23 protein-coding genes are annotated in these 21,727 nt (G+C 73.2%); 15 read left to right on the top strand and 8 right to left on the bottom strand.

Annotated features, from left to right (window positions below):
* The first annotated feature begins 13 nt into the window (after nt 1-13).
* From G6553_RS03055 to G6553_RS03025, 7 genes are all read left to right on the top strand, one after another.
* Nucleotides 14-718, top strand: coding sequence for a glycosyltransferase family 2 protein (locus tag G6553_RS03055; protein ID WP_347565459.1), 705 nt, complete (start codon nt 14-16; stop codon nt 716-718).
* Nucleotides 715-1,359: a DUF2064 domain-containing protein gene (locus G6553_RS03050; protein WP_166189043.1), complete on the top strand. Its 645-nt coding sequence runs from the start codon at nt 715-717 to the stop codon at nt 1,357-1,359. The genes G6553_RS03055 and G6553_RS03050 overlap by 4 nt, the downstream gene beginning before the upstream one ends.
* Nucleotides 1,356-2,027, top strand: coding sequence for a methyltransferase domain-containing protein (locus G6553_RS03045; protein WP_166189041.1), 672 nt, complete (start codon nt 1,356-1,358; stop codon nt 2,025-2,027). Before G6553_RS03050 ends, G6553_RS03045 begins: the two co-directional genes overlap by 4 nt.
* 7 nt (nt 2,028-2,034) lie before the next feature.
* Nucleotides 2,035-3,168: a molybdopterin-dependent oxidoreductase gene (locus tag G6553_RS03040; RefSeq protein WP_166189039.1), complete on the top strand. Its 1,134-nt coding sequence runs from the start codon at nt 2,035-2,037 to the stop codon at nt 3,166-3,168.
* Nucleotides 3,165-3,599, top strand: coding sequence for a hypothetical protein (locus G6553_RS03035; RefSeq protein ID WP_166189037.1), 435 nt, complete (start codon nt 3,165-3,167; stop codon nt 3,597-3,599). Before G6553_RS03040 ends, G6553_RS03035 begins: the two co-directional genes overlap by 4 nt.
* A 129-nt stretch (nt 3,600-3,728) precedes the next feature.
* Nucleotides 3,729-4,781, top strand: a complete 1,053-nt coding sequence (gene recA, locus G6553_RS03030; RefSeq protein ID WP_166189035.1) for a recombinase RecA — start codon at nt 3,729-3,731, stop codon at nt 4,779-4,781.
* A 21-nt stretch (nt 4,782-4,802) separates the two neighbouring features.
* Nucleotides 4,803-5,636 carry a RecX family transcriptional regulator gene (locus G6553_RS03025; protein ID WP_347565458.1) on the top strand — a complete coding sequence of 278 codons (834 nt, stop codon included), beginning with the start codon at nt 4,803-4,805 and terminating at the stop codon, nt 5,634-5,636.
* A gap of 110 nt (nt 5,637-5,746) precedes the next feature.
* Here the strand turns inward: G6553_RS03025 and G6553_RS03020 are convergent, their stop codons facing one another.
* Nucleotides 5,747-6,439 carry a hypothetical protein gene (locus tag G6553_RS03020; protein WP_166189033.1) on the bottom strand — a complete coding sequence of 231 codons (693 nt, stop codon included), beginning with the start codon at nt 6,437-6,439 and terminating at the stop codon, nt 5,747-5,749.
* A gap of 141 nt (nt 6,440-6,580) precedes the next feature.
* Between G6553_RS03020 and G6553_RS03015 the strand changes: the two genes are divergently transcribed.
* The 4 genes from G6553_RS03015 to G6553_RS03000 are packed head-to-tail and all read left to right on the top strand — an operon-like array spanning nt 6,581 to nt 9,053.
* Nucleotides 6,581-7,369, top strand: a complete 789-nt coding sequence (locus G6553_RS03015) for a HipA family kinase (RefSeq protein ID WP_166189031.1) — start codon at nt 6,581-6,583, stop codon at nt 7,367-7,369.
* Nucleotides 7,366-7,746, top strand: coding sequence for a DUF3037 domain-containing protein (locus G6553_RS03010; RefSeq protein WP_166189030.1), 381 nt, complete (start codon nt 7,366-7,368; stop codon nt 7,744-7,746). Before G6553_RS03015 ends, G6553_RS03010 begins: the two co-directional genes overlap by 4 nt.
* An 11-nt stretch (nt 7,747-7,757) precedes the next feature.
* Complete coding sequence (locus tag G6553_RS03005) at nt 7,758-8,459, top strand: hypothetical protein (protein ID WP_166189028.1); 702 nt, start codon at nt 7,758-7,760, stop codon at nt 8,457-8,459.
* 51 nt (nt 8,460-8,510) lie between these two features.
* Nucleotides 8,511-9,053, top strand: coding sequence for a hypothetical protein (locus G6553_RS03000; RefSeq protein ID WP_166189026.1), 543 nt, complete (start codon nt 8,511-8,513; stop codon nt 9,051-9,053).
* 48 nt (nt 9,054-9,101) lie between these two features.
* Here the strand turns inward: G6553_RS03000 and G6553_RS02995 are convergent, their stop codons facing one another.
* From G6553_RS02995 to G6553_RS02975, 5 genes are all read right to left on the bottom strand, one after another.
* The gene (locus tag G6553_RS02995; RefSeq protein ID WP_166189025.1) at nt 9,102-10,244 is read right to left on the bottom strand and encodes a PLP-dependent cysteine synthase family protein; all 1,143 of its coding nucleotides are present in this window, start codon (nt 10,242-10,244) and stop codon (nt 9,102-9,104) included.
* A gap of 35 nt (nt 10,245-10,279) precedes the next feature.
* A complete protein-coding gene (locus G6553_RS02990; protein WP_166189023.1) occupies nt 10,280-11,023 on the bottom strand; it encodes a sirohydrochlorin chelatase in 744 nt (247 codons plus the stop codon).
* Nucleotides 11,024-11,114: 91 nt separating this feature from the next.
* Entirely contained in the window at nt 11,115-11,858 is a 744-nt protein-coding gene (locus tag G6553_RS02985) for a phosphoadenylyl-sulfate reductase (RefSeq protein WP_347565457.1), read from the bottom strand.
* Nucleotides 11,855-12,049 (bottom strand): hypothetical protein, encoded by a 195-nt coding sequence (locus tag G6553_RS02980; protein ID WP_166189021.1) that lies wholly within the window; start codon nt 12,047-12,049, stop codon nt 11,855-11,857. Before G6553_RS02980 ends, G6553_RS02985 begins: the two co-directional genes overlap by 4 nt.
* Nucleotides 12,046-13,752 (bottom strand): nitrite/sulfite reductase, encoded by a 1,707-nt coding sequence (locus G6553_RS02975; RefSeq protein WP_166189020.1) that lies wholly within the window; start codon nt 13,750-13,752, stop codon nt 12,046-12,048. The genes G6553_RS02980 and G6553_RS02975 overlap by 4 nt, the downstream gene beginning before the upstream one ends.
* Before the next feature lie 358 nt (nt 13,753-14,110).
* On the opposite strand from G6553_RS02975, the gene G6553_RS02970 reads away from it, so the two are divergent.
* Entirely contained in the window at nt 14,111-15,553 is a 1,443-nt protein-coding gene (locus G6553_RS02970) for a glycine hydroxymethyltransferase (RefSeq protein WP_166189018.1), read from the top strand.
* Nucleotides 15,554-15,637: 84 nt separating this feature from the next.
* On the opposite strand, the gene G6553_RS02965 is transcribed toward G6553_RS02970, so the two are convergent.
* Nucleotides 15,638-17,287: a DASS family sodium-coupled anion symporter gene (locus tag G6553_RS02965; protein ID WP_166189016.1), complete on the bottom strand. Its 1,650-nt coding sequence runs from the start codon at nt 17,285-17,287 to the stop codon at nt 15,638-15,640.
* A 98-nt stretch (nt 17,288-17,385) separates the two neighbouring features.
* Nucleotides 17,386-19,038 (bottom strand): acyl-CoA dehydrogenase family protein, encoded by a 1,653-nt coding sequence (locus tag G6553_RS02960; RefSeq protein WP_166189014.1) that lies wholly within the window; start codon nt 19,036-19,038, stop codon nt 17,386-17,388.
* An 80-nt stretch (nt 19,039-19,118) separates the two neighbouring features.
* Here G6553_RS02960 and G6553_RS02955 point away from each other — a divergent pair, with 80 nt between their 5' ends.
* The 3 genes from G6553_RS02955 to G6553_RS02945 are packed head-to-tail and all read left to right on the top strand — an operon-like array spanning nt 19,119 to nt 21,418.
* The gene (locus G6553_RS02955; RefSeq protein ID WP_242679919.1) at nt 19,119-20,051 is read left to right on the top strand and encodes a YihY/virulence factor BrkB family protein; all 933 of its coding nucleotides are present in this window, start codon (nt 19,119-19,121) and stop codon (nt 20,049-20,051) included.
* Between the two features lie 21 nt (nt 20,052-20,072).
* Nucleotides 20,073-21,170 carry a potassium channel family protein gene (locus tag G6553_RS02950; RefSeq protein WP_166189088.1) on the top strand — a complete coding sequence of 366 codons (1,098 nt, stop codon included), beginning with the start codon at nt 20,073-20,075 and terminating at the stop codon, nt 21,168-21,170.
* Between the two features lie 53 nt (nt 21,171-21,223).
* Nucleotides 21,224-21,418, top strand: a complete 195-nt coding sequence (locus tag G6553_RS02945; protein WP_166189012.1) for a hypothetical protein — start codon at nt 21,224-21,226, stop codon at nt 21,416-21,418.
* Nucleotides 21,419-21,727: the final 309 nt, after the last annotated feature.

The raw sequence follows: 21,727 nt of genomic DNA, 5'->3' as shown, positions 1-21,727 counted from the left end.
TTACGGAGTGCGTGTGACAGACGGTGCGACAGAGGGCGGCCCGCCCACGGCCGGCGGCAGCCCGGTGTGCGACCTCGTGCTGCCCTGCCGCGACGAGGCACCGGCCCTGGAAGCGTTGCTGCCGCGGGTCCCCTCGGAGTTCGCCGTGGTCGTGGTGGACAACGGCTCCACCGACGGCACCGCCGACGTCGCCCGCCGGCTGGGGGCGCGGGTCGTGACCGAGCCGGTGCCGGGGTACGGGGCCGCCGTGCACTCCGGTCTGCTCGCCGCCACCCACGACCACGTGGCGTTCATGGACGGCGACGGGTCCTTCGACCCCGAGGAGCTGCTGCCGCTGCTCGAGGACGTGCGGTCGGGGCGGTACGACATGGCGGTCGGCCGCCGCCGTCCCGTGCGCCGCGGTGTGTGGCCGTGGCACGCCCGGGCCGGCAACGCGCTGATCCTGGCGTGGCTGCGCCGCCGCATCCACACCGACGTCCACGACATCGCACCCATCCGGGTCTCGCGCCGCGACGAACTCCTCGCGTTGGACATCCAGGACCGTCGCTTCGGCTACCCCGTCGAACTGCTGCAGAAGGTGGCGCTCGCGGGCTGGCGCGTGTCCGAGCGTGACGTCTCCTACCATCCCCGCGCCGAGGGCACGCGCTCGAAGGTGTCCGGCTCGGTGCGGGGCACCGTGCGTGCCGCACGGGACTTCTGGAAGGTGCTGGACAGATGACCCGCGTCCTCGTCGTCGCCAAGGCGCCCGTGCCCGGGCTGGTCAAGACGCGCCTGGCCCGCGACATCGGCCCCGAGCGGGCCGCTGAGGTCGCGGCCGCGTCGTTGCTCGACACGCTCGCGGCCTGCGCCGACGCTGTCGGCCCGCAGCAGTGCCACCTCTCGCTCGCCGGCGACCTCGACGACGCCGTGCACGGCGAGCGGATCCGGCGCCGGCTGGCGGACTGGTGGGTCACCCCGCAGGTCGGCGACGGCTTCGCCGAGCGGCTGGCGCACGCGCACGCCGAGGGCCCCGGACCGGTCGTCCAGGTCGGCATGGACACCCCGCAGGTCACGCCCGCCCTGCTGCTGGACGTCGCCGCCGGGCTGACCGAGCACCCCGGCGTCCTGGGTCCGGCCGAGGACGGCGGCTGGTGGGTGCTGGCGCTGCGCGACCCCGCGGCCGCCCGGGTGCTGGCCGAGGTCGAGATGTCCACGCCGACGACGTACGACGACACGCGCGCGGCGCTGTCGGCCGCCGGCGTGCCGCTGGGGAGCGCGCCGGTGCTGCGCGACGTCGACACGCTCGCCGACGCCGAGGCGGTGGCCGCCGCGGCGCCGGAGACGCACTTCAGCCACACCTGGCGGGCGGTGACCGCATGACCCTCTCCGACAAGCCCCTCACCACGGAGTCGTTCTCGACCGTGTTCTCCTCCGCCCTGCGCGGCCAGCCCTGCGCGGTGGTCGGGCTGGGCGACGAGCCCGAGCCGCTGCCGGTCGCGTCGTGGACCGCCGAGGCCGACGCGGACGACCTCGCGATCCTGGCCCACTGCGACGGCCCGACCCTCGACATCGGCTGCGGGCCGGGCCGGATGGCGGCGGCGCTCGCGGACCTCGGACACCTCGTGCTGGGCATCGACGTGGTGCACGAGGCGGTCGGGCAGACCCGCGAGCGCGGCGTCGACGCGCTGCGGCGCGACGTGCTCGCCGACCGCCTGCCGGGCGAGGGCATGTGGCGGACGGCGCTCCTCGCGGACGGCAACATCGGCATCGGCGGCGACCCCGAGGCGCTGCTCGCCCGCGCCGGGCGGCTGCTCGGTCCGGGCGGCCGCGTCGTGGTGGAGCTGGCTCCGCCCGGGGTCCGGCGGAGCTCGGCCTGGGCCCGTCTGCAGTGCGACGACACGCTCAGCCGGCCCTTCCGCTGGGCGGTGCTGGGCATCGACGACATCGAGCCCGTCGCCGCGGCCGTCGGGCTGGTCGTGCAGGACCTGGCCGAGCACGGCGGCCGCTGGGTGGCCGTGCTGACGTCCCAGGAGTCCTCGTCGCCGTGACGGCGTCATGAGGGCGCCCGCGCCGGAGGCCTTCACCTCGCGGCTGCACGGCCCGGCGCTCGCCGCCCGGGTCGGCCCGGCCCTCGGCGTCTGCTTCGGCATCTGCTTCCTCACCGGCCTGCTCAGCCACTACGCCCAGCAGCCCTCCCAGCCGGTGCCGTTCCCGCCCGGCCCCGCATGGGGCTACCGGCTCACCCAGGGCCTCCACGTCGTCACCGGGACGGTCGCGGTGCCGCTGCTCCTGGTGAAGCTGTGGACGGTCTACCCCCGGCTCTTCGACCGGCCGGCGCGGCTCGACGTCCGGCACCTCGTCGTCACCGCGCTCGAGCGGCTGTCGGTGCTCGTGCTCGTCGCCTCGGCGGTCTTCATGCTGGCGACCGGGCTGGCGAACTCCGCCCAGTGGTACCCCTGGTCCTTCTCCTTCCGCACCACGCACTACGCCGTCGCCTGGGTCGCGATCGGCTCGCTCGTGCTGCACGTCGGCATCAAGCTCGCCATCGTCCGCGACGAGCTGCGCCGGCCGCTCGAGCACGAGGCCGAGCCTTCCATCCTGTCCCGGCGTGGTCTGCTCCGCTCGACCTGGCTGGCCGCCGGCGTCGCGGCGCTCGCGACCGCCGGGCAGGCCGTCCCGTGGCTGCGGGAGGTCTCGGTGCTCGGCGTCCGCTCGGGCGACGGACCCCAGGGCCTGCCGGTCAACACCTCCGCCGCGGCCGCCGGCGTCACGGCCTCCGCGACCGCGTCCGGGTGGGCGCTCACCGTCACCCACGGCGACCGGTCGGTGCGGCTGAGCCGCGAGGACCTGCTGGCGCTCGAGCAGCGCACCGAGGACCTGCCCATCGCGTGCGTCGAGGGGTGGAGCGCCTCGGGCACCTGGACCGGCGTGCGGGTGCGCGACCTGCTCGACCGGGTCGGCGCGCCGCGGGGGAGCGACGTGGTCGTCCGGTCGCTCCAGGAGTCGGGCCCGTTCCGCACCACGGTCCTCCAGGCCGGCTTCGCCGACGACGACCGCACGCTGGTCGCCCTGGCGCTCGGCGGCGAGCCGCTGGCGCTCGACCACGGCTACCCCGCCCGGCTGATCGCCCCGAACCGCCCGGGGGTCCTGCAGACCAAGTGGCTGGACCGGCTGGAGGTCTCGACGTGACCGCGCGGGTCGCGCTCGGCGCGCTGGGCGTCGCGCTGGCGGCGTACGGCGGGTGGTTGGTGGTGACCCGGGAGTCCGACCTGCTCGACGTCGCCACCTGGCTGGTCGCGGGGGCGGTCCTGCACGACGCTGTGCTCGTGCCGGTGGTGCTGGTGCTCGGCGTGGTCGCGAGCCGGTGGCTGCCCTGGGCCGCGCGGGGGCCTGCCGCCGTCGGGCTGGTGGTGCTCGGCTCGGTGACCCTGCTCGCGGTGCCGGTGCTGGGGCGGTTCGGCGCACGGGCGGACAACCCGACGCTGCTCGACCGCGACTACACCGCCGGGTGGCTCGTGCTGGCAGGGCTGGTGCTGGTGGGGGTGGTCGCTGCGACGCTGGTGCGCAGCCGGGGACAGGCGCGGCGTGTCGGGCGTGGTTCGAACACGCGTTCGGGCTAGGTTGTGTGCACAGGCACGACGCGGAGCGAGGTCGTCCACAGCTCGCGACACGCTGACCAGGCGTTGTCGGTGGCTCGCTCTAGCGTCGGAGACGTGCCTGCAACCCGACGAGAGACGAGGAAGACCCCCATGGCTGGTGGAGACAACCGCGACAAGGCGCTGGACACCGCGCTCGCCAACATCGAGCGGCAGTTCGGCAAGGGCTCGGTGATGCGGCTCGGCGACGAGACGCGCGCCCCGCTCGAGGTGATCCCGACCGGGGCCATCGCCCTGGACGTCGCCCTCGGCCTCGGCGGCCTGCCGCGCGGCCGCGTGGTGGAGATCTACGGCCCGGAGTCCTCGGGCAAGACGACGGTCGCCCTGCACGCGGTGGCCAACGCCCAGCGCGCCGGCGGCATCGTGGCGTTCATCGACGCCGAGCACGCGCTCGACCCGGAGTACGCCAAGAACCTCGGCGTCGACACCGACGCGCTCCTCGTCTCCCAGCCCGACTCCGGTGAGCAGGCGCTGGAGATCGCCGACATGCTGATCCGCTCGGGCGCGCTCGACCTGATCGTCATCGACTCGGTGGCCGCGCTCGTGCCGCGGGCCGAGATCGAGGGCGAGATGGGCGACAGCCACGTCGGCCTGCAGGCCCGCCTGATGAGCCAGGCGCTCCGGAAGATGACCGGTGCGCTCAACAACTCCAAGACCACCGCGATCTTCATCAACCAGCTGCGCGAGAAGATCGGCGTGATGTTCGGCTCGCCGGAGACCACGACCGGTGGTCGCGCGCTGAAGTTCTACTCCTCGGTCCGCCTCGACGTGCGCCGCATCGAGACCCTCAAGGACGGCACCGACATGGTCGGCAACCGGACCCGGGTCAAGGTCGTGAAGAACAAGGTCGCCCCGCCGTTCAAGCAGGCCGAGTTCGACATCATGTACGGCAAGGGCATCAGCCGCGAGGGTGGCCTCATCGACGTCGGCGTCGAGGCGGGCCTGGTCCGCAAGGCCGGCGCTTGGTACACCTACGAGGGCGACCAGCTCGGCCAGGGCAAGGAGAACGCGCGGAACTTCCTGCGCGACAACCCCGACCTCGCCAACGAGCTGGAGAAGAAGATCCTCGAGAAGCTCGGTGTCGGCCCGACCGTCGACGCCGAGGCCGACCTCCCGGCCGCGCCGGTGGGCGTCGAGGACTTCTGAGCGGGACGCTGAGGAGGGCTGGTGCCCGACTTCCGCGACGACCGGCCACCCCCGTCGTGGCTCGGTGACGTCTCCGACGGGGTGGACGCGTGGACCCAGCGCGCGTCCGCCCCGGAGCCCCGGCCGGCCGACCCCCGGCCGGCCGACCCCCGGCCGGCCGACCCCCGGCCGGACGATCCCTGGCTGGCCCATCCCAGGCTGGTCGAGGAGGGCGCGCAGCGCCCGTCTCGAAACCCGCCGGGCAAGCAGGCCAAGCGCTCCACCGGCACCCGTCGCGGCCGCGGCCGCCGCGACCCGGACGGCCCGCCGCCCGAGGACCCCGTCGCCGCCGGCCCACCGGCCGACCCGGAGGCGGTGGCCCGCAAGATCCTGCTCGACCAGCTGACCGGCCAGGCCCGCTCCCGCCAGCAGCTGGCCGACAAGCTAGAGGCCAAGGACGTGCCGACCGACCTCGCGAACCGGTTGCTCGACCGGTTCGAGGAGGTCGGGCTGATCGACGACGAGGCCTTCGCCCGGTCCTGGATCGCGAGCCGCGGCTCCGCGGGTTCCGGCGGTGGCAAGCTGCTCGCCAAGCGCGCCCTGGCGCAGGAGCTGCGTCGCAAGGGCGTCGCCGACGAGGTCGCTCGCGAGGCGCTCGACGAGATCGACCCGGCCGACGAGGAGGCCGCGGCCCGCGCGCTGGTCCGCCGCAAGCTCCGCTCGCTGGCCCGCGTCGACGACGTCACCGCGACGCGACGGCTGGTCGGCATGCTCGCCCGCAAGGGGTACGGCGGCGGGCTGGCGTACGCCGTCGTCCGCGACGAGCTCGCGCAGGCCGGGCGCGACGAGCCGGACGAGCTGCCCGACCTCGACTGAGACCCGTCCGAGATGGCCACGGAACGGCGACGGGCCGGACGGACCGGCTCGAGGCCGGCCGTCCGACCCGTGGAGTCGTGCGGCTCGCGTGCATCAGCACGCGAGGAGTGTCAGTACGTGTAGGTCCTGCCGCGCACCGTGGAGGCGGCGAAGCCCTTGCTGCCCTTGAAGGTGATCTTCCACTTGAACTCGGCGCCCCGGCGACCCGGCGCCGGCAGGACGACGCGGAAGCGGCCCTTGTTGTTCGAGGCGGCGGTGCGGAACTTCTTCCACTTCTTGCCGACCTGCTTCTTGACGATGATCTTGATCTTCGCCTTGGGGCTGATCTTGCCCTCGAAGCCGGTCTTGCGGCCGCTGATGCCGTTGATGTCGACGTCGCGCTGGGCCTTCACCGAGCTCTGCGCCGACGCCGGGGCGTACTCGGCGTTGCCGGCGTAGAGGACCCGGTAGGAACCCGAGCCGAGGACCTTGACGGTCTTGTAGAGGTAGGCGGAGGTCGAGGTCGCGATGGTCTTCCAGGACTTGGTGCCCTTCAGCTTGCGCTGGACGGTCAGCCCGCCGTCGTAGACCTGCTGGCCGGCGGCGTCGGCGACGTTGATGGACAGCGAGATGCTGTCGCTCTTGTAGACCGCGGGACCCTTCCCGGAGTACTTGTTCACGTGGAGCCAGGAGCGGCCCTCGGAACCGCTCACGATCTGGGTGCTGGTCGCGGCCGCCGCGGGAGCGGAGGTGGCGACGACGGCGGCGGTCGGAGCGATGAGGCCGGTCGTGACGACGGCGGCGAGGAGGCGACGTACGCGCAAGGCGGTGTCCTGTTCTGTTCTTCGTGTCGTGTGTGGGGGCAGCGTCCCGAGCCGCCTGCCACTCCTACCTCCCGCCCGCGCTCCCCAAACCCCACCGGGCCACCTGGTCCCACGACTCCCGGTGTCGTCTAGGCTGCGCCGGTGCTGCCCGTGGTCCCCGTGACGCGTTACGTCACGCCGTTGCGCGAGGGCGGCAGCCTGCCGGGCATCGTGGAGGCCGAGGACCTCGGCACCTACGTCATCAAGTTCCGCGGCGCCGGCCAGGGCGTGCGGGTGCTCGTCGCCGAGGTGGTCGTGGCCGAGCTCGCCCGCCGGATCGGCCTGCGGACGCCGCGCCTGGTCGTGCTCGACCTCGACGCGGAGATCGCGCGGTACGAGGCCGACGAGGAGGTGCAGGACCTGCTCGTGGCGAGTGTCGGCCTGAACCTCGGCGTCGACTTCCTGCCCGGGTCCTTCGGCTTCGACGGCGAGGTGGGCGGGGCCGGCGGCGCCGACGCGGCGAAGGTGCTCTGGCTCGACGCGTTCTGCGCGAACGTCGACCGCAGCTGGCGCAACCCGAACCTGCTCGTCTGGCACGGCGAGCTCTGGGTGATCGACCACGGCGCGTCGCTGTACTTCCACCACGGCTGGCCGGGCGGGGCGCTCGAGAAGGACGGCGCGGCCGAGCGGTTCGCCGCACAGCCGTGGCGGATGGACGACCACGTGCTCGCTGCGCACGCCGACCGGCTGCCCGCCGCCGACGCGGAGATCGCGGGCCTGCTCGGCCCCGAGGACATGCCCGAGGTGCTCGCGCTCGTGCCGGACGCGTGGCTGGAGCCGGTGCCGGGGGCCGAGACTCCCGAGCAGGTGCGGGCGGCGTACGTCGCGTTCCTCACCGCCCGGCTGGGGACGCGCGCCTGGCTGCCCGGTCACGGGGGCGCGGCCCGATGAGCAGGATCGCCTACCAGTACGTCGTCCTGCGCTGCGTCCCGCGCGTGGACCGCGAGGAGTTCCTCAACGTCGGGGTCGTCGTCTACTGCCAGGCCGCGGACTTCCTCCGGGTCGCCTGGCAGGTCGACGACGGCCGGCTGCGGGCGCTCGACCCGCGCATCGACGTCGACCAGGTGCGCGACGCCCTGCGGTTCGTCGAGGGCGTCTGCGCCGGGGACGAGCGTGGGGGAGCGGCGGCCGGCCACCCGATCGGGCAGCGGTTCGGCTTCCTCAAGGCGCCCAAGAGCACCGTGATCCAGCCCGGACCGGTGCACGGCGGCCTCACCCCCGACCCCGACCAGCAGCTCGCGCACCTGCTGGCGTGCCTGGTCGGCTGAGGCTGGATCCGGTGCTCAGCCACCTGCGCATCGAGGTCGAGCGGAGCGTCCCGAACTACCCCACGGTCCACCTCGTCGTGGACGGGGAGCGCGTGCTCGAGGTGGACGGCAACAGCGAGGCCAACGACCCCGCCGACATCCTGGACACCGGCGCGCTGGTGCCGACCGACCCGCCGACGCGGGTGGCGTTCTACGGCTGCGGCTGTGGCACGTTCGGCTGCTCGGTCGTCGCCGGGCTGGTGCGCCGGCGGGGCGACACGATCAGCTGGAGCGACTTCCGCTCGATCACCGGCGCCTACATCTCCGCCCTGCCGGAGCCCGAGGACCGGCCCGACCCGCTGGGTCCGGTCGCGGCGTTCCCCGATGCCGACGTCTTCCACCGCTCCCACGACCTGCCGACCATCCGGTTCGAGGCCGAGCAGTACCTCACGGCGGTCGAGGCCGCGACCGCGGACCGGTCCTGGGAGACACGGCCCCGGGCGGTCCTGCGCCACCTGCGCGCGCTCCGCCCGGACCTCCAGGCCTCCGCGCCGAGGGCCGGCGACGCGGTCCACCTGTCCTTCCGCGCGGGAAGCATGATGGACGGGGTCGACGTGCCGGTCCCGGCCGGCCCGCCCGAGCGGCTCGCGGCGGCGCTCGTCGGGCTCCTCGAGGCGGGGATCCACCCGCGGCGCATCGCCGTGCCCGGGGTCTGGACAGCGGCCCACGACTGACGGACCGCTCCGGTCCTTCTCACCCGGGGCGTGGCGTGGGAGGGTGCAGGTGTGCTCAGGACCCTCGCCGCGGCCGCCGCGGCCGCCGCGACCACCGCTCTTCTCGCCGTGGCAGCGAGCCCCGCCCACGCCGCGCGGATAGAGATCGACGACCCGAAGGGCGACACGCCGGGCGGCAAGCGGCTCGACGTCGTCGGCGTGCGGATCCACAACGAGGACGACCGCGTCGTCGTCCGGGTCGCCTTCGCTGCGGAGCGCAACGGGGACCTCATCGTCAGCATCGACCCCCGCGGCGCGCGCGGCCTGCGCCTCGTCGCCGAGAAGCGTGGCGAGCCGGGAGGTGACGGCACGATCGACCAGTACCTCGTGCCCGGCGCCTTCACCGACACCACCACGGGGCCGAGCCCGGTCACCTGCACCAGCTACCGCCTGCGGTGGAACGGGGACGTCGCCCGGATGGTCATGCCGTCGGACTGCCTGCACGACGGCGACTACGGCGCGATCCGCGTGGCCGTGCTGACCGAGAACGGCGCGGGCGACTCCGACTACGCACCGGGCGACCGGGGCGCGACCCGGTGGATCGCCCGCGGCTGACCCGCGCGGGAGGGGCTGCGCGGGAGGGGCTGCGCGGGCGGTTCCCGGCTAGGCGAGCTCCAGACCGCCGGTGAGGGCGGCCCAGGCCCGCTCCAGCTCGGCGAGGTACGGCCGGTGGTCGAGGTCCTGGGCCCGCAGCCAGTCGTCGTCGGCGAAGGTGGAGGCGTACCGCTCGGAGCGGTCGCACATCAGCGTGACGACGCTGCCGGCGCCCTGCGCGGTGCGGACCTCGAGCGCGAGCTGGAGCGCGCCGTAGAGGTTGGTCCCCGTCGACGGCCCCGCCTGCATCCCGAACCGCTCGGCGAGGAAGCGCATCCCGGCCGCCGACGCGGCGTCCGGCACGCCCAGCATCCGGTCGACCACCCCCGGCACGAATGACGGCTCCACACGCGGCCGCCCGATGCCCTCGACCCGGGAGCCCACGGCTGCGGCGGTGCCGGCCGGGTCGCCGGCGTACGACGGCAGGAACGCCGACCCCTCCGGGTCGACCACCGCGACCTGCGTCGGCAGCCCGCGGTAGCGGACGTAGCGACCGATCGTCGCGCTGGTGCCGCCGGTGCCGGCGCCGACGACGATCCAGTCCGGGACCGGTCGCTCCTCGCGGGCGAGCTGGGAGAAGATCGACTCCGCGATGTTGTTGTTGCCGCGCCAGTCGGTGGCGCGCTCGGCGTTCGTGAACTGGTCGAGGTAGTGCCCGCCGCACTCCTCGGCGAGCCGCTGCGCGGTGGCGTACACCGCGCTCGCGTCGTCGACGAGCTCGCAGCGGCCGCCCTCGCGCTCGATCAGCGCGATCTTGCCGGGGCTGGTCGTCCGGGTCATGACGGCGACGAAGGGCAGGCCGAGCAGGCGGGCGAAGTACGCCTCGCTGATCGCGGTCGACCCGCTCGACGCGTCGACGAGCGTGGTGCGCGGGCCGATGTCGCCGTTGCACAGGCCGTAGAGCACCAGCGACCGCGCGAGCCGGTGCTTGAGGCTGCCCGTGGGGTGGGTCGACTCGTCCCTGAGGTAGACCCCGACCGGTGCGCCCGCCGGCGCGGGCAGCCGCAGGAGGTGGGTGTCGGCGCTGCGGTGCGCGTCGGCGTCGAGCCGGCCCACCGCCCAGCTCACCCACTGCCGCGCGGACGTGTCGCAGCGGACGACGTCGCGCAGCCCGGTCAGGAGGGGGGTGCCGGCCGGCGGGGTGGCGTCCATGCCCCGAAGGGTAGGGCCGACCCCGGCCCGGCAGGTCAGACGGGGACGAGCTCGACGGCGCCGACGGCGTACCGGGCGAGGACCGTGCGGGCGACCTCGGGATGGGCGCCGAGCGGCTCGGAGACGGCGACCGCGCCGGCCTCCAGGGCGAGCTCGGAGACCCGGTCCGGCAGGAAGCCGGGCGCGAGGAAGAGCGAGGCGACCGCGATGTGGCGGCGGCCCTCGGCACGGAAGGCGCGGACGGCCTCGCCGGCGGCCGGCGGGGCGGCCGAGGCGAAGGCGGCCGTGACCGGCAGCTTGTGGTGGGAGCCCCAGAGCCGGGCCAGACGGGCGACCGACTGGTTGGCCAGCGCGTCGGAGGTGCCGGCTGCGGCCAGGACGAGCGCGTCGAGCTCGCGGACCCGTGCGGCGCGCAACGCGTCGCGCATCCGCTCGTCGAGCACCTCGAGGAAGCGCGGCTCCAGGCCGAGCACGTCGGTGGCGCGCACCTTCAGGCCGGGGTGGCGCTCGGTGACCTCCGCGATCGCGCGGGGGACGTCGACGGTCGCGTGGTAGGCCTCGGTCAGCAGGAGCGGCACGACGACGATCTCGTCGTGGCCGGCGCGGACGAGCTTGTCGACGACCTTGCCGAACGTCGGCTTCGACAGCTCGAGGAACGCCGGCTCGATCCGCAGGTCCGGGCGCATGGCGCGGACCTCCCCGACGAGGGCGGTGATGGTGGCGGCGGAGCGCGGGTCGCGGCTGCCGTGGGCCAGCGCGACGAGGGCGGGAGCGGTCATGACGACGGCCTCCTTCGAGACGGTGCGGTGACGGGAGCTCGGCCGACCACGTTGTCGGCGGTCCGAGGACGGTCGGAGGGGAGGCGGGCGCTCACGTGTGGATCCCGCACTCGGTCTTGTTGGTGCCGGCCCAGCGGCCGCTGCGCGGGTCCTCGCCGGGCGCGACCCTGCGGGTGCACGGGGCGCAGCCGATGGAGGGGTAGCCGTCGTAGACGAGAGGGTTGACGAGCACGCCGTTCTCGGCGATGTAGCGGTCCATCTGCTCGTCGCTCCAGCGCGCGAGGGGGGAGACCTTGACCTTGCCCTTCTTGGCGTCCCACCCGATGACCGGTGCGATCACCCGGTTGTGGGTCTCCGCGCGGCGCAGGCCGGTCGCCCAGGCGTCGTACCCGCTCAGCGCGTCGGCGAGCGGCTGGACCTTGCGCAGCTTGCAGCACAGGTCCGGGTCGGTCTTGTAGAGGTCCGTGCCGTGCGCCGCGTCCTGCTCGGCCACGCTCTGCACCGGGGTGATGGTCAGCAGGTTGACGTCCATCGTCGCGGCGACAGCGTCGCGGGTGCCGATGGTCTCCACGAAGTGGTAGCCGGTGTCGAGGAAGACCACGTCGATGCCGGGCACGACCGTCGAGGCCAGGTGCGCCAGCGCGGCGTCGCCCATCGAGGAGGTGATGCAGAACCGCTCGCCGAAGGTCGCGGCGGCCCACTCGATGATCACCTCGGCCGGCGCCAGCTCCAGCTCGGCGCCCCAGTGCGAGACCAGCTCGCGCAGCTCCTCGGGCGTGCGGCCCTCGGTCTGGATGCCGCGCGAGTTGCGGGCGGTGGTGGTCGTGACGCTCACGAGACGACCCCCGGGTTGCCGGGGCGGACCAGGCCGAGCATCTTCAACGAGAAGGCGCGCAGGCAGCCGCGGCACTCCCAGGTGCCGTGCGGGCTGCTGACCTCGCCGGACTCGGAGACGACCTCGTGCGGGCGCAGGTCCTCCTCGCCGCAGAACGGGCAGTGGTACGGCGTTCCTGCGCGCTCGCTCACGACGCGCTCGCCGCCAGCTGTCGCTCGCCGCGCAGCAGCTCCTCGTCGGCGCGGTGCACCCAGGCCGAGAAGGTCTCGCCCTCGGTGCGGTCGGCGAGGAAGTTGGTGACCACCGCGGTGATGTAGTCGTCGAGCCCGGCGCTGGTCACCTTGTGCGCGCGCAGCTTGCGGCCGAAGTTCGCCTCGAGCCCGGTGGCGCCACCGAGGTGCACCTGGAAGCCCTCGACCTGCTCGCCGTCGTGCATCACCAGCTGGCCCTTGAGCCCGATGTCGCCGACCTGGGTCCGCGCGCAGGCGTTCGGGCAGCCGTTGACGTTGACGGTGATCGGCGTGTCCAGCTCGGGGAAGCGCCGCTCGAGCGAGTCGACCAGGCGCCGCGCGCGCTCCTTGGTGTCGACGATCGCGAGCTTGCAGAACTCGATGCCGGTGCAGGCCATCGTGTTGCGGCGCCAGTTCGACGGCCGGGCCGAGAGCCCGATGAGGTCGAGCGCCTCGACGACGGCCTCGACCGCGGCCGGCTCGACGCCGATCAGCACGATCTTCTGGTACGGCGTCAGGCGGGCGCCCGCGACGCCGTGGGCGTCCATCAGGTCGGCCAGCTGCACCAGCATCGTGCCGGAGACCCGGCCGGCGGTCGGCGCGACGCCGACGTACTTCTTGCCGTCCTTCTGGTCGTGCACGCCGATGTGGTCGCGGTGGCCGACCGGCGAGACGGGCGACGGGTTGGAGACGAGCGCGCGCTGGAGGTACTCGGTCTCGAGCACCTCGCGGAACTTCTCCACGCCCCAGTCGGCGACGAGGAACTTCAGCCGGGCCCGCGAGCGGAGCCGGCGGTAGCCGTAGTCGCGGAAGATCGAGGCCACGCCCTCCCACACGTCCGGCACGTCGTCGAGCGGGATCCACACGCCGAGCTTCTGCGCGAGCATCGGGTTGGTCGACAGGCCGCCGCCGACCCAGAGGTCGAAGCCGGGGCCGTGCTCGGGGTGGACCGTGCCGACGAAGGAGACGTCGTTGGTCTCCGGTGACACGTCGTGCGAGGGGTGGCCGGTGACGGCGGTCTTGAACTTGCGCGGCAGGTTCGAGAAGTCGGGGTTGCCGATGTAGCGACGGAAGATCTCGTCGAGCGCGGGGGAGCCGTCGATGATCTCGTCGGTGGCGACGCCGGCGACCGGCGAGCCGAGGAACGGCCGCGGCGAGTCGCCGCAGGCCTCGAGCGAGCTCAGGCCGGCCTCGTCCAGCCGGTCCCAGATGGCCGGGACGTCCTCGACGCGGATCCAGTGGTACTGGATGTTGGCGCGGTCGGTGACGTCGGCGGTGTCGCGGGCGAAGTCCTGCCCGATGGTGCCGAGCGCGCGGACGGCGGCGGGGGAGAGCAGCTTGCCGTCGGAGCGGACGCGCAGCATGAAGTAGCGGTCGTCGAGCTCCTCCTCGGGCACGCTGGCGGTCTTGCCGCCGTCGAAGCCCGGCGCGCGCTGGGTGTAGAGCCCCATCCAGCGGAAGCGGCCACGGAGGTCGGCGGGGTCGATCGAGTCGAAGCCGCGCTTGGAGTAGATGTTGATGATCCGCCCGCGGACGTTGAGCGGGTTGTCGTCCTTCTTGGACTGCTCGTTCTTGTTGAGCGGCTCCCGGTAGCCCAGGGCCCACTGGCCCTCACCGCGCTTCGGGCGGGGCTTGGGCGCAGGGCGGGCGGGGGTCTCGGTCACGGGTGTGTCCTTCGCGCTGGGGTGCGGCGCGGCCCTCGGAGGGGCGGCGCGGCGGGAGGTCTACGGGTTCCGGTGTCGTCAGCGCTGGCGACACATCGAGCTGCGCGTACGGCCGAGGTCCACGTGGCGGCGGACCACGAGGAAGGCGTGCGTTGCAGCGGAGACCATGTCAAGGAGTCTCAGTGGCCGGACGCACGTCCCACAAGGCGAGTTCTCATGATGTGAGATGCCTGTCCATCATGTGGGCAGGCGGCCTTGGAGCCCCGCGGGCGACGCCGACGGATGCGGTGCACGTCACAGCAGGCAGGTGTGCCCGTCGGCGCGGTCGCCGCCGGCGTACCTCACTAGGGTGGGTGTCATGAGCGACGACTCCCGCCTGACCAGCAGCGCGTACTCGCAGGCCCTCGAGGTCATCGCGGCGGTCGAGCCGCGGATCGCCGAGGCCACCCGGCAGGAGCTGGCCGACCAGCGCGCCTCGCTGAAGCTGATCGCCAGCGAGAACTACGCCTCGCCGGCGGTGCTGATGACGATGGGCACCTGGTTCAGCGACAAGTACGCCGAGGGCACGGTCGGCCACCGCTTCTACGCCGGCTGCCAGAACGTCGACACCGTCGAGTCGCTCGCTGCCGAGCACGCCCGCGAGCTGTTCGGCGCGGAGTACGCCTACGTCCAGCCGCACTCGGGGATCGACGCCAACCTGGTCGCCTTCTGGTCGATCCTCGCCCACCGGGTCGAGTCGCCCGCGTTGGAGCGGCTCGGCGCGAAGAACGTCAGCGAGCTGACCGAGGCCGACTGGGAGTCGCTGCGCAAGGAGCTCGGCAACCAGCGGCTGCTCGGCATGTCGCTCGACGCCGGCGGCCACCTCACCCATGGCTTCCGCCCCAACATCAGCGGCAAGATGTTCCACCAGCAGCAGTACGGCACCGACCCGACGACCGGCCTGCTCGACTACGACGCGGTCGCCGCCAAGGCCCGCGAGTTCAAGCCGCTCGTGCTGGTCGCCGGCTACTCGGCGTACCCCCGTCGCGTGGACTTCGCGAAGATGCGCGAGATCGCCGACGAGGTCGGCGCGACGCTCATGGTCGACATGGCCCACTTCGCCGGCCTCGTCGCGGGCAAGGTGTTCACCGGCGACGAGGACCCGGTGCCGCACGCCCACGTCGTCACCACGACCACCCACAAGTCGCTGCGCGGCCCGCGCGGCGGCATGGTGCTGGCGACCGAGGAGTACGCCCCGAGCGTCGACCGCGGCTGCCCGATGGTGCTCGGCGGCCCCCTGTCGCACGTCATGGCCGCCAAGGCCGTCGCGCTGGCCGAGGCCCGCCAGGACTCCTTCCGCACCTACGCGCAGCAGGTCGCCGACAACGCGAAGTCGCTCGCCGAGGGCTTCCTGACCCGCGGCGCGAACCTCGTCACCGGCGGCACCGACAACCACCTCGTGCTCCTCGACGTCTCCTCCTTCGGCCTCACCGGCCGGCAGGCTGAGTCGGCGTTGCTCGACGCCGGCGTCGTGACCAACCGCAACTCGGTGCCGAACGACCCCAACGGCGCCTGGTACACCTCCGGCATCCGGCTGGGCACCCCCGCGCTGACCACCCGCGGCTTCGGCCACGACGAGTTCGACCGCGTCGCGGAGCTGATCGTCGACGTGCTCGGCAACACCCAGGCGGGCACCACCAAGGCCGGCGGCCCGTCGAAGGCGTCGTACTCCCTCGGCGACGGTGTGGCCGACAAGGTCAAGGCCGCCTCCGCCGAGATGCTCGACAAGCACCCGCTCTACCCCGGCCTCGAGCTGTCCTGAGGTTTGCCGCCGGGGCCTGCCGGGCCGGTCGGCGGGCGCGACCCGACCCGCAGCGACCTCCGACGAAACCGCGACCCGGCGCCGCTAGACCAACCCGACGGCGGCCGCCATCACCGGGACGACGAGCACGATGAGGACCGCGCCGAGGACGTCGAACGACACCCCGGTGCGGATCATCGTGGTGATGGGGACGGTGCCGGAGCCGTAGACGATCGCGTTCTGCGGCGTGGAGACCGGCAGCATGAAGCCGAACGACGCCGCGAACGTCGCCGCCAGCGCGGGCACGAACGGGTTGACGTCGGCGGCCATCGCGATCGGGATGATGATCGGCACGACCACCGCCGCGGACGCGGTGTTGCTGGTCGTCTCCGAGACGATGATCGCGAGCACGACCGCGAAGACGGTGATGAGCAGGACGCTGGAGAGACCGAGCAGGTCCGAGGCGCCGGTGCCGAGGGTCTCGGCGAGGCCGGTGGACTCCAGCAGGCTGCCGAAGACGATGCCGGTGCCGAAGAGCACGACGGTGCCCCAGTCGATCTTGGCCGCGTCGCTCCACCGCAGGGTGAACTCGCGGTCCTCCCACTTGGTCGGGAGCAGGAAGAGCAGCGAGGCGCCGAGGATCGCCACGATGCCCTCGTCGAGCCGGCCGCTGACGGTCTCGTAGGTGCTCGAATCGGTGCCGGTCACCAGCGCCACGACGCCGGGCAGGATCCACAGGGTCACGGTGACGGCGAAGGCGATGAGCGTGTTCCGCTCGGCGACCGAGAACCTCCCGAGCGCCGCCTTCTCCTCGCGGACGTAGTCGGCCACGCCCTCCAGCCGCCGGGTCTCGGGCCGGTTGAGCAGCAGGATCACGACCGCGAGCGCCACGAACATGAGGGCGCAGATCGGCAGCGCCATGAGGACCCAGTCGAGGAACGAGATCCGCTCGCCGGTCGCCTCCTCGATCAGGCCGCGCCCGATGAGATTCGGCGGCGAGCCGACCGGGGTGAGCAGGCCGCCGACGCTCGCGCCGTACGCCAGCATCAGCATCAGCGCGGCACCGACCCGCAGCCGCAGCGGGTCGAAGTCCTCGGCCACCTCGCCGCGCGACTGCAGCAGCTTCGCGATCACCGCCAGGATGCCGATCGCGGTGGGCAGCAGCATCGCCACCGTCGCGGTGTTGGAGACGAACGCCGACAGCAGGCACGTGATCGCGCCGAACGCGACCACCACCCGCACCGTCGAGGTGCCGACGCCGCGCAGGTTGAGCACGAACATCGCGAACCGCCGCGCCAGTCCGTGCTTGAGCATCGCCTGGGCCAGGATGAACGCGCCGATGAACGTGAAGACCGTCGAGGACCCGAACGGCACCAACGCCTCGTCGGCGCTGACGACACCCAGCATGACGATCGCCGCGATGCCGATGAAGCCGCCGACGGGGATCGGCACCGGCTCGGTCACCCACAGCACGATGACGCCGAGCAGCACCGCGGCGAGCTTGTGCTGCTGGTCCTCCAGCCCGACCGGCAGCAGCAGGAAGACGATCGTCACGAGCGGCGCGAGCACCAGGCCGGTCGTGCGGCGGACCTTCTCGAACCGCTCCTCGCGCTCGGAGAGCTGCTGCTCGCCGAGGCTGCGGTACGTCGCGTTGTCGAGGAAGGCGCGGTCGACGTCGGTGCGTCCCGCCCCGCCGGCTCGCCCGCCGGTTGCCTCCCCGGCTTGCCCGCCGGGTCGTCCCTGCTCTGTGGTCATCGCGCACCTCCGGACCCTGGAGGCCGGACGGGTGTGGTCGCGGCCACATTTCGGGTGCCCGTCTCGGGGCGGTGGCTAACGCGCGGTCGCGGAACGGGTCAGACGACCGGCGTGGTCCGCTCGACGATCGCGCGGAGGTCGCCACCGGCGAGCGCGCCGTACGTGCCGTCGTACGACGAGCCGAGGCGGGAGGCACAGAAGACGTCGGCGACCTCGGGCGGGCCGAAGCGGACGAGCAGCGAGCCCTGGAGGACCGCGGCCATCCGGCCGGCGAGGCGGCGGGCGCCGACCTCGAGCTGCGCAGGGTCGCCCATCAGCGAGCCGAGCATCGCCAGCACGTCGTCGATCGCGCGGTCCAGGCGCGCGTCGCCGCCGCGGGCGCGGCCGACCTCGGTGATCCAGGCGTCGAGCACCTCCGGCTCGCGGCCGAGGGCCCGCAGGACGTCGAGGGCGTTGACGTTGCCCGAGCCCTCCCAGACCGAGTTGAGCGGGGCCTCGCGGTAGAGCAGCGGCATGACCGACTCCTCGACGTACCCGTTGCCGCCCAGGCACTCCAGCGCCTCGCCGACCATCGCGGGGGTGCGCTTGCAGACCCAGAACTTCGCGAGCGGCAGCGCGATCCGGCGCAGCGCCGCCTCGTGCGGGTCGTGGAGCCGGTCGACGGCGGTGGCGAGCCGCATCGCGAGCGCGGTGGCGGCCTCGGTCTCGACGGCGAGGTCGGCCAGGACGTTCTGCATGAGCGGCTTCTCGGCGAGCGTCGAGCCGAAGGCCGACCGGTGCGCGGCGTGCCACGAGGCCTCGGAGACCGCGCGGCGCATCAGGCCGGTGGAGCCGAGCACGCAGTCGAGGCGGGTGGCGGCGACCATCTCGATGATGGTGCGCACGCCGCGGCCCTCGTCGCCGAGGCGGTGCGCGACGGTGCCGTCCATCTCCAGCTCCGAGGAGGCGTTGGAGCGGTTGCCGAGCTTGTCCTTGAGCCGGACGACGTCGAGCTGGTTGCGGGTGCCGTCGGCGAGCACGCGCGGCACGACGAAGCAGGTGACGCCTCCGTCGGTCTGCGCGAGCACGAGGAAGACGTCGTTCATCGGCGCGGAGGTGAACCACTTGTGGCCGTGCAGCGTGTAGGTGCCGTCGGTCGAGGTCGGGCGCGCCCGGGTGATGTTGGCGCGGACGTCGGACCCGCCCTGCTTCTCGGTCATCCCCATGCCGGCCAGGGCGCCGAGCTTCTCGGCCGGGTTGCGGACCCCGGGGTCGTAGGTCGTGGACGCGAGCAGCGGCGTCCACTCCTTGGCGATCGCGTCGTCGGCGCGGAGCGCCGGCACGGCGGCGTACGTCATCGAGACCGGGCAGCCGTGGCCCGGCTCGGTGTGCGACCAGGCCATGAAGCCGGCCGCGCGGCGCAGGTGCGCGTGCTCTGCGCCGGCGTCCTGCTGCTCCCACGGCGCCGCGCCCAGGCCGTGGCCGACGGCGCGCTCCATCAACCAGTGCCAGGAGGGGTGGAAGACGACCTCGTCGATCCGGTTGCCGTAGCGGTCGTACGGCGTCAGCCGCGGCGAGTGCTCGTTGGCGAGCTGCCCGTGCTCGCGTGCCTCGGCCGACCCGGCCTCGGCGCCGAGCGCGACCAGGTCCTCGAGGACCTCCGGGGAGCCGTGGCGCAGGACCGCCTCGGCGAGCGCCCGGTCGGCCGTGACGACGTTGTGACCGACGAGCGGCGGCGCCTGGTTCGTGGTGACCCGGATCTCGGTGCGCATGCGGATACCGTAAGACCATGAGCCCGGCGTCCGGGCCTCGGTCGGCGGGGCAGCGGGAGGGTCGGGGTCGACCTGACCCGATGGCCGCCGTGGGCGCCTGGCTGACCCGGTTCCGGCACACCGTGTGGCGCCTGGTCGTGACGACGGTCGGCGCCTGCATGCGCTACCGCGTCACCGGTCTCGCGGCCGAGGGCGCGTTCTTCGCGGTGCTCTCGGTGCCGCCGCTGATCTTCGCGATGGCGGGCGCGATCGGCTACGTCACCGAGCAGTTCAGCCCGACGCAGGTCGAGGACGTGCGCCAGGCGGTCATCGACCTGTCCTCGCGGCTGCTGACCGACCGCGCCGTCGACGGCGTGATCGTGCCGACGATGAACGACGTGCTGCGCGGCGGCCGGTTCGACGTCATCTCGCTGGGGTTCGTGCTGGCGCTGTGGTCGGGCTCGCGGGCACTCAACGTCTTCGTCGACACCATCACGATCATGCACGGGCTCGGCGGCCACCGCGGGATCATCGAGACCCGCGCGCTGTCGTTCGTCCTCTACGTGCTGGCGCTGATCACCGGCGTCTTCTCGATCCCGCTGATGGTGGCCGGCCCGTCCCTGGTGCGCGACGCGCTGCCGGACTCCCTGGACTTCCTGCTGACCTTCTACTGGCCGGCCGTCTCGATCGTCTGCATCTGCTTCCTGGCCACGCTCTACCACGTGTCGGTCCCGGTGCGGACGAACTGGAGCTTCAACCTGCCCGGCGCGACGTTCTCGCTCGTCGCCTGGATCCTCGGTTCCTACGTGCTGCGCTGGGTGCTCACCGTCACCGCGGCGGACTCCAAGTCGATCTACGGGCCGCTGGCGGCGCCGATCGCGGTGCTGCTGTGGCTCTACATCGTGGCGATCGCGGTGCTCATCGGTGCGGCCGTCAACGCGGCCTTCGACACCGTCTTCCCGCAGAACTCCACCACGCGGGCGCGGCTCGAGCTCGTGGCCCGGCTGCGTCACCTGGGTGGGAAGGACCGGTAGGTTCCTCGCGTGCCGAGCGACATGGACCCGAACTCCGGGCAGCCCCTGCCGGTGCAGGGCCGGGGCCTGGTCTCGCTCCCGGAGCGGGTGCGCTCGCCGTGGTGGGAGCTCGGCCGCCGGCTGCTGGCCGCCCTCTCGATCCTCGTCGGCACGGTGCTGCTGGTCTACCTCGACCGCGAGGGCTACCGCGACGGCAACGACCCCACGAACACGATCAGCCTGATCGACGCGATCTACTACACGACGGTCACGCTGTCGACGACCGGGTACGGCGACATCGCACCGGTCACCGACGGGGCACGGCTGATCAACGCCTTCGTCATCACCCCCGCCCGCATCGCGTTCCTGGTGCTGCTCATCGGCACCACCCTGGAGGTCCTCGCCTCGCAGGGTCGCGAGATGTTCCGCGTCGCCCGTTGGAGGAAGCACATGGGTCACCACGTCGTCGTCGTCGGCTACGGCACGAAGGGGCGCAGCGCGGTCGACACGCTCGTGAACAACGGGCTGGCCCGGGAGAACGTCGTCGTCGTCGACCCCAGCCCGGTCGCGCTGCAGGACGCCCACGCCGACGGCCTCGCGGTCGTCACCGGTGACGCGACACGCCGCGACGTGCTGCGACGGGCCGGGGCGGGGGAGGCCGACCAGGTCATCATCACCAGTGACAGCGACGCCTCGAACGTGCTGGCCACGCTGACCGTGCGCCAGCTGAACCCGGACTGCTGGATCGTCGTGGCGGCGCGCGAGCAGGAGAACGCCCCGTTGATGAAGCAGTCCGGCGCGAACTCCGTCATCACCTCCTCCGACGCGGTCGGCCGGCTGCTGGGGCTCTCGTCGCTGTCGCCGTCGCTCGGCTCGGTGATGGAGGACCTGCTCGCCTACGGCGAGGGGCTCGAGGTGGCCGAGCGCGACCTGCTGGTCAACGAGGTCGGCAAGCAGCCCCAGTCCCTGCCGGACCAGGTCATCGCCGTCGTGCGCGACGAGAAGGTCTACCGCTACTTCGACCCGGTCGTCACCCTGCTGGCCCGCGGCGACCGGCTGGTCGTCGTCCGGCCGGCCAAGGAGCTGCCGTGGGCGCCGCGCCCCGGCACGCACAACGAGGACGTCGCCGATTCCGACTGAGCCGCGGCGCCCGCAGTCGAACACGTGTTCGATCCTGGCCTATCATTCGGGCCATGTCCGGACCGTCGCGCCACTGCTGGGTCGCCGACGGGTCCGGCGGCGGCGCGAAGCGACCCGGCCTGCTCGTCGAGTGGCGGCAGACGCCGTCGGGGTGGGAGGGCCGGGTCGTGTACGGCGCGCTGCTCCGCCCGGGCGTCTGGGGCCTGGTGGAGGAGTGGCTGCCGTCGGCGCGGCTGACGCCGCTGTGATGCTGTGACCCCAGGAACGACAAGGCCGAGCCGCTGGCGTCTCGGGTCACCAGCGGCTCGGCAGGACCGAGACTAGCGCGCGTCGCCGACGGTCGTCCCGAGAACCGCGGAAACGTCCGCTCGGTCCCGCCCCATGGCCCGTCCGGGCCATGGGGGCTCCGTCCGGACACCCCTGGGCGCCGCCGGTGCCGCGCCGACACGATGGGAGCGCTGCTCCGGTAGTCATGGGGAGGGCGGAGCCGTGGGTCCCGGGACGCCATCATCACGTGAATGGCGTCCCGGGAGACCCGCCTCGGTCCAGACCACCCG

This window comes from Nocardioides sp. IC4_145 (genome assembly GCF_011250565.1).
GTDB lineage: Bacteria > Actinomycetota > Actinomycetes > Propionibacteriales > Nocardioidaceae > Nocardioides.
This window is presented reverse-complemented; position numbering and strand designations above follow the sequence as displayed.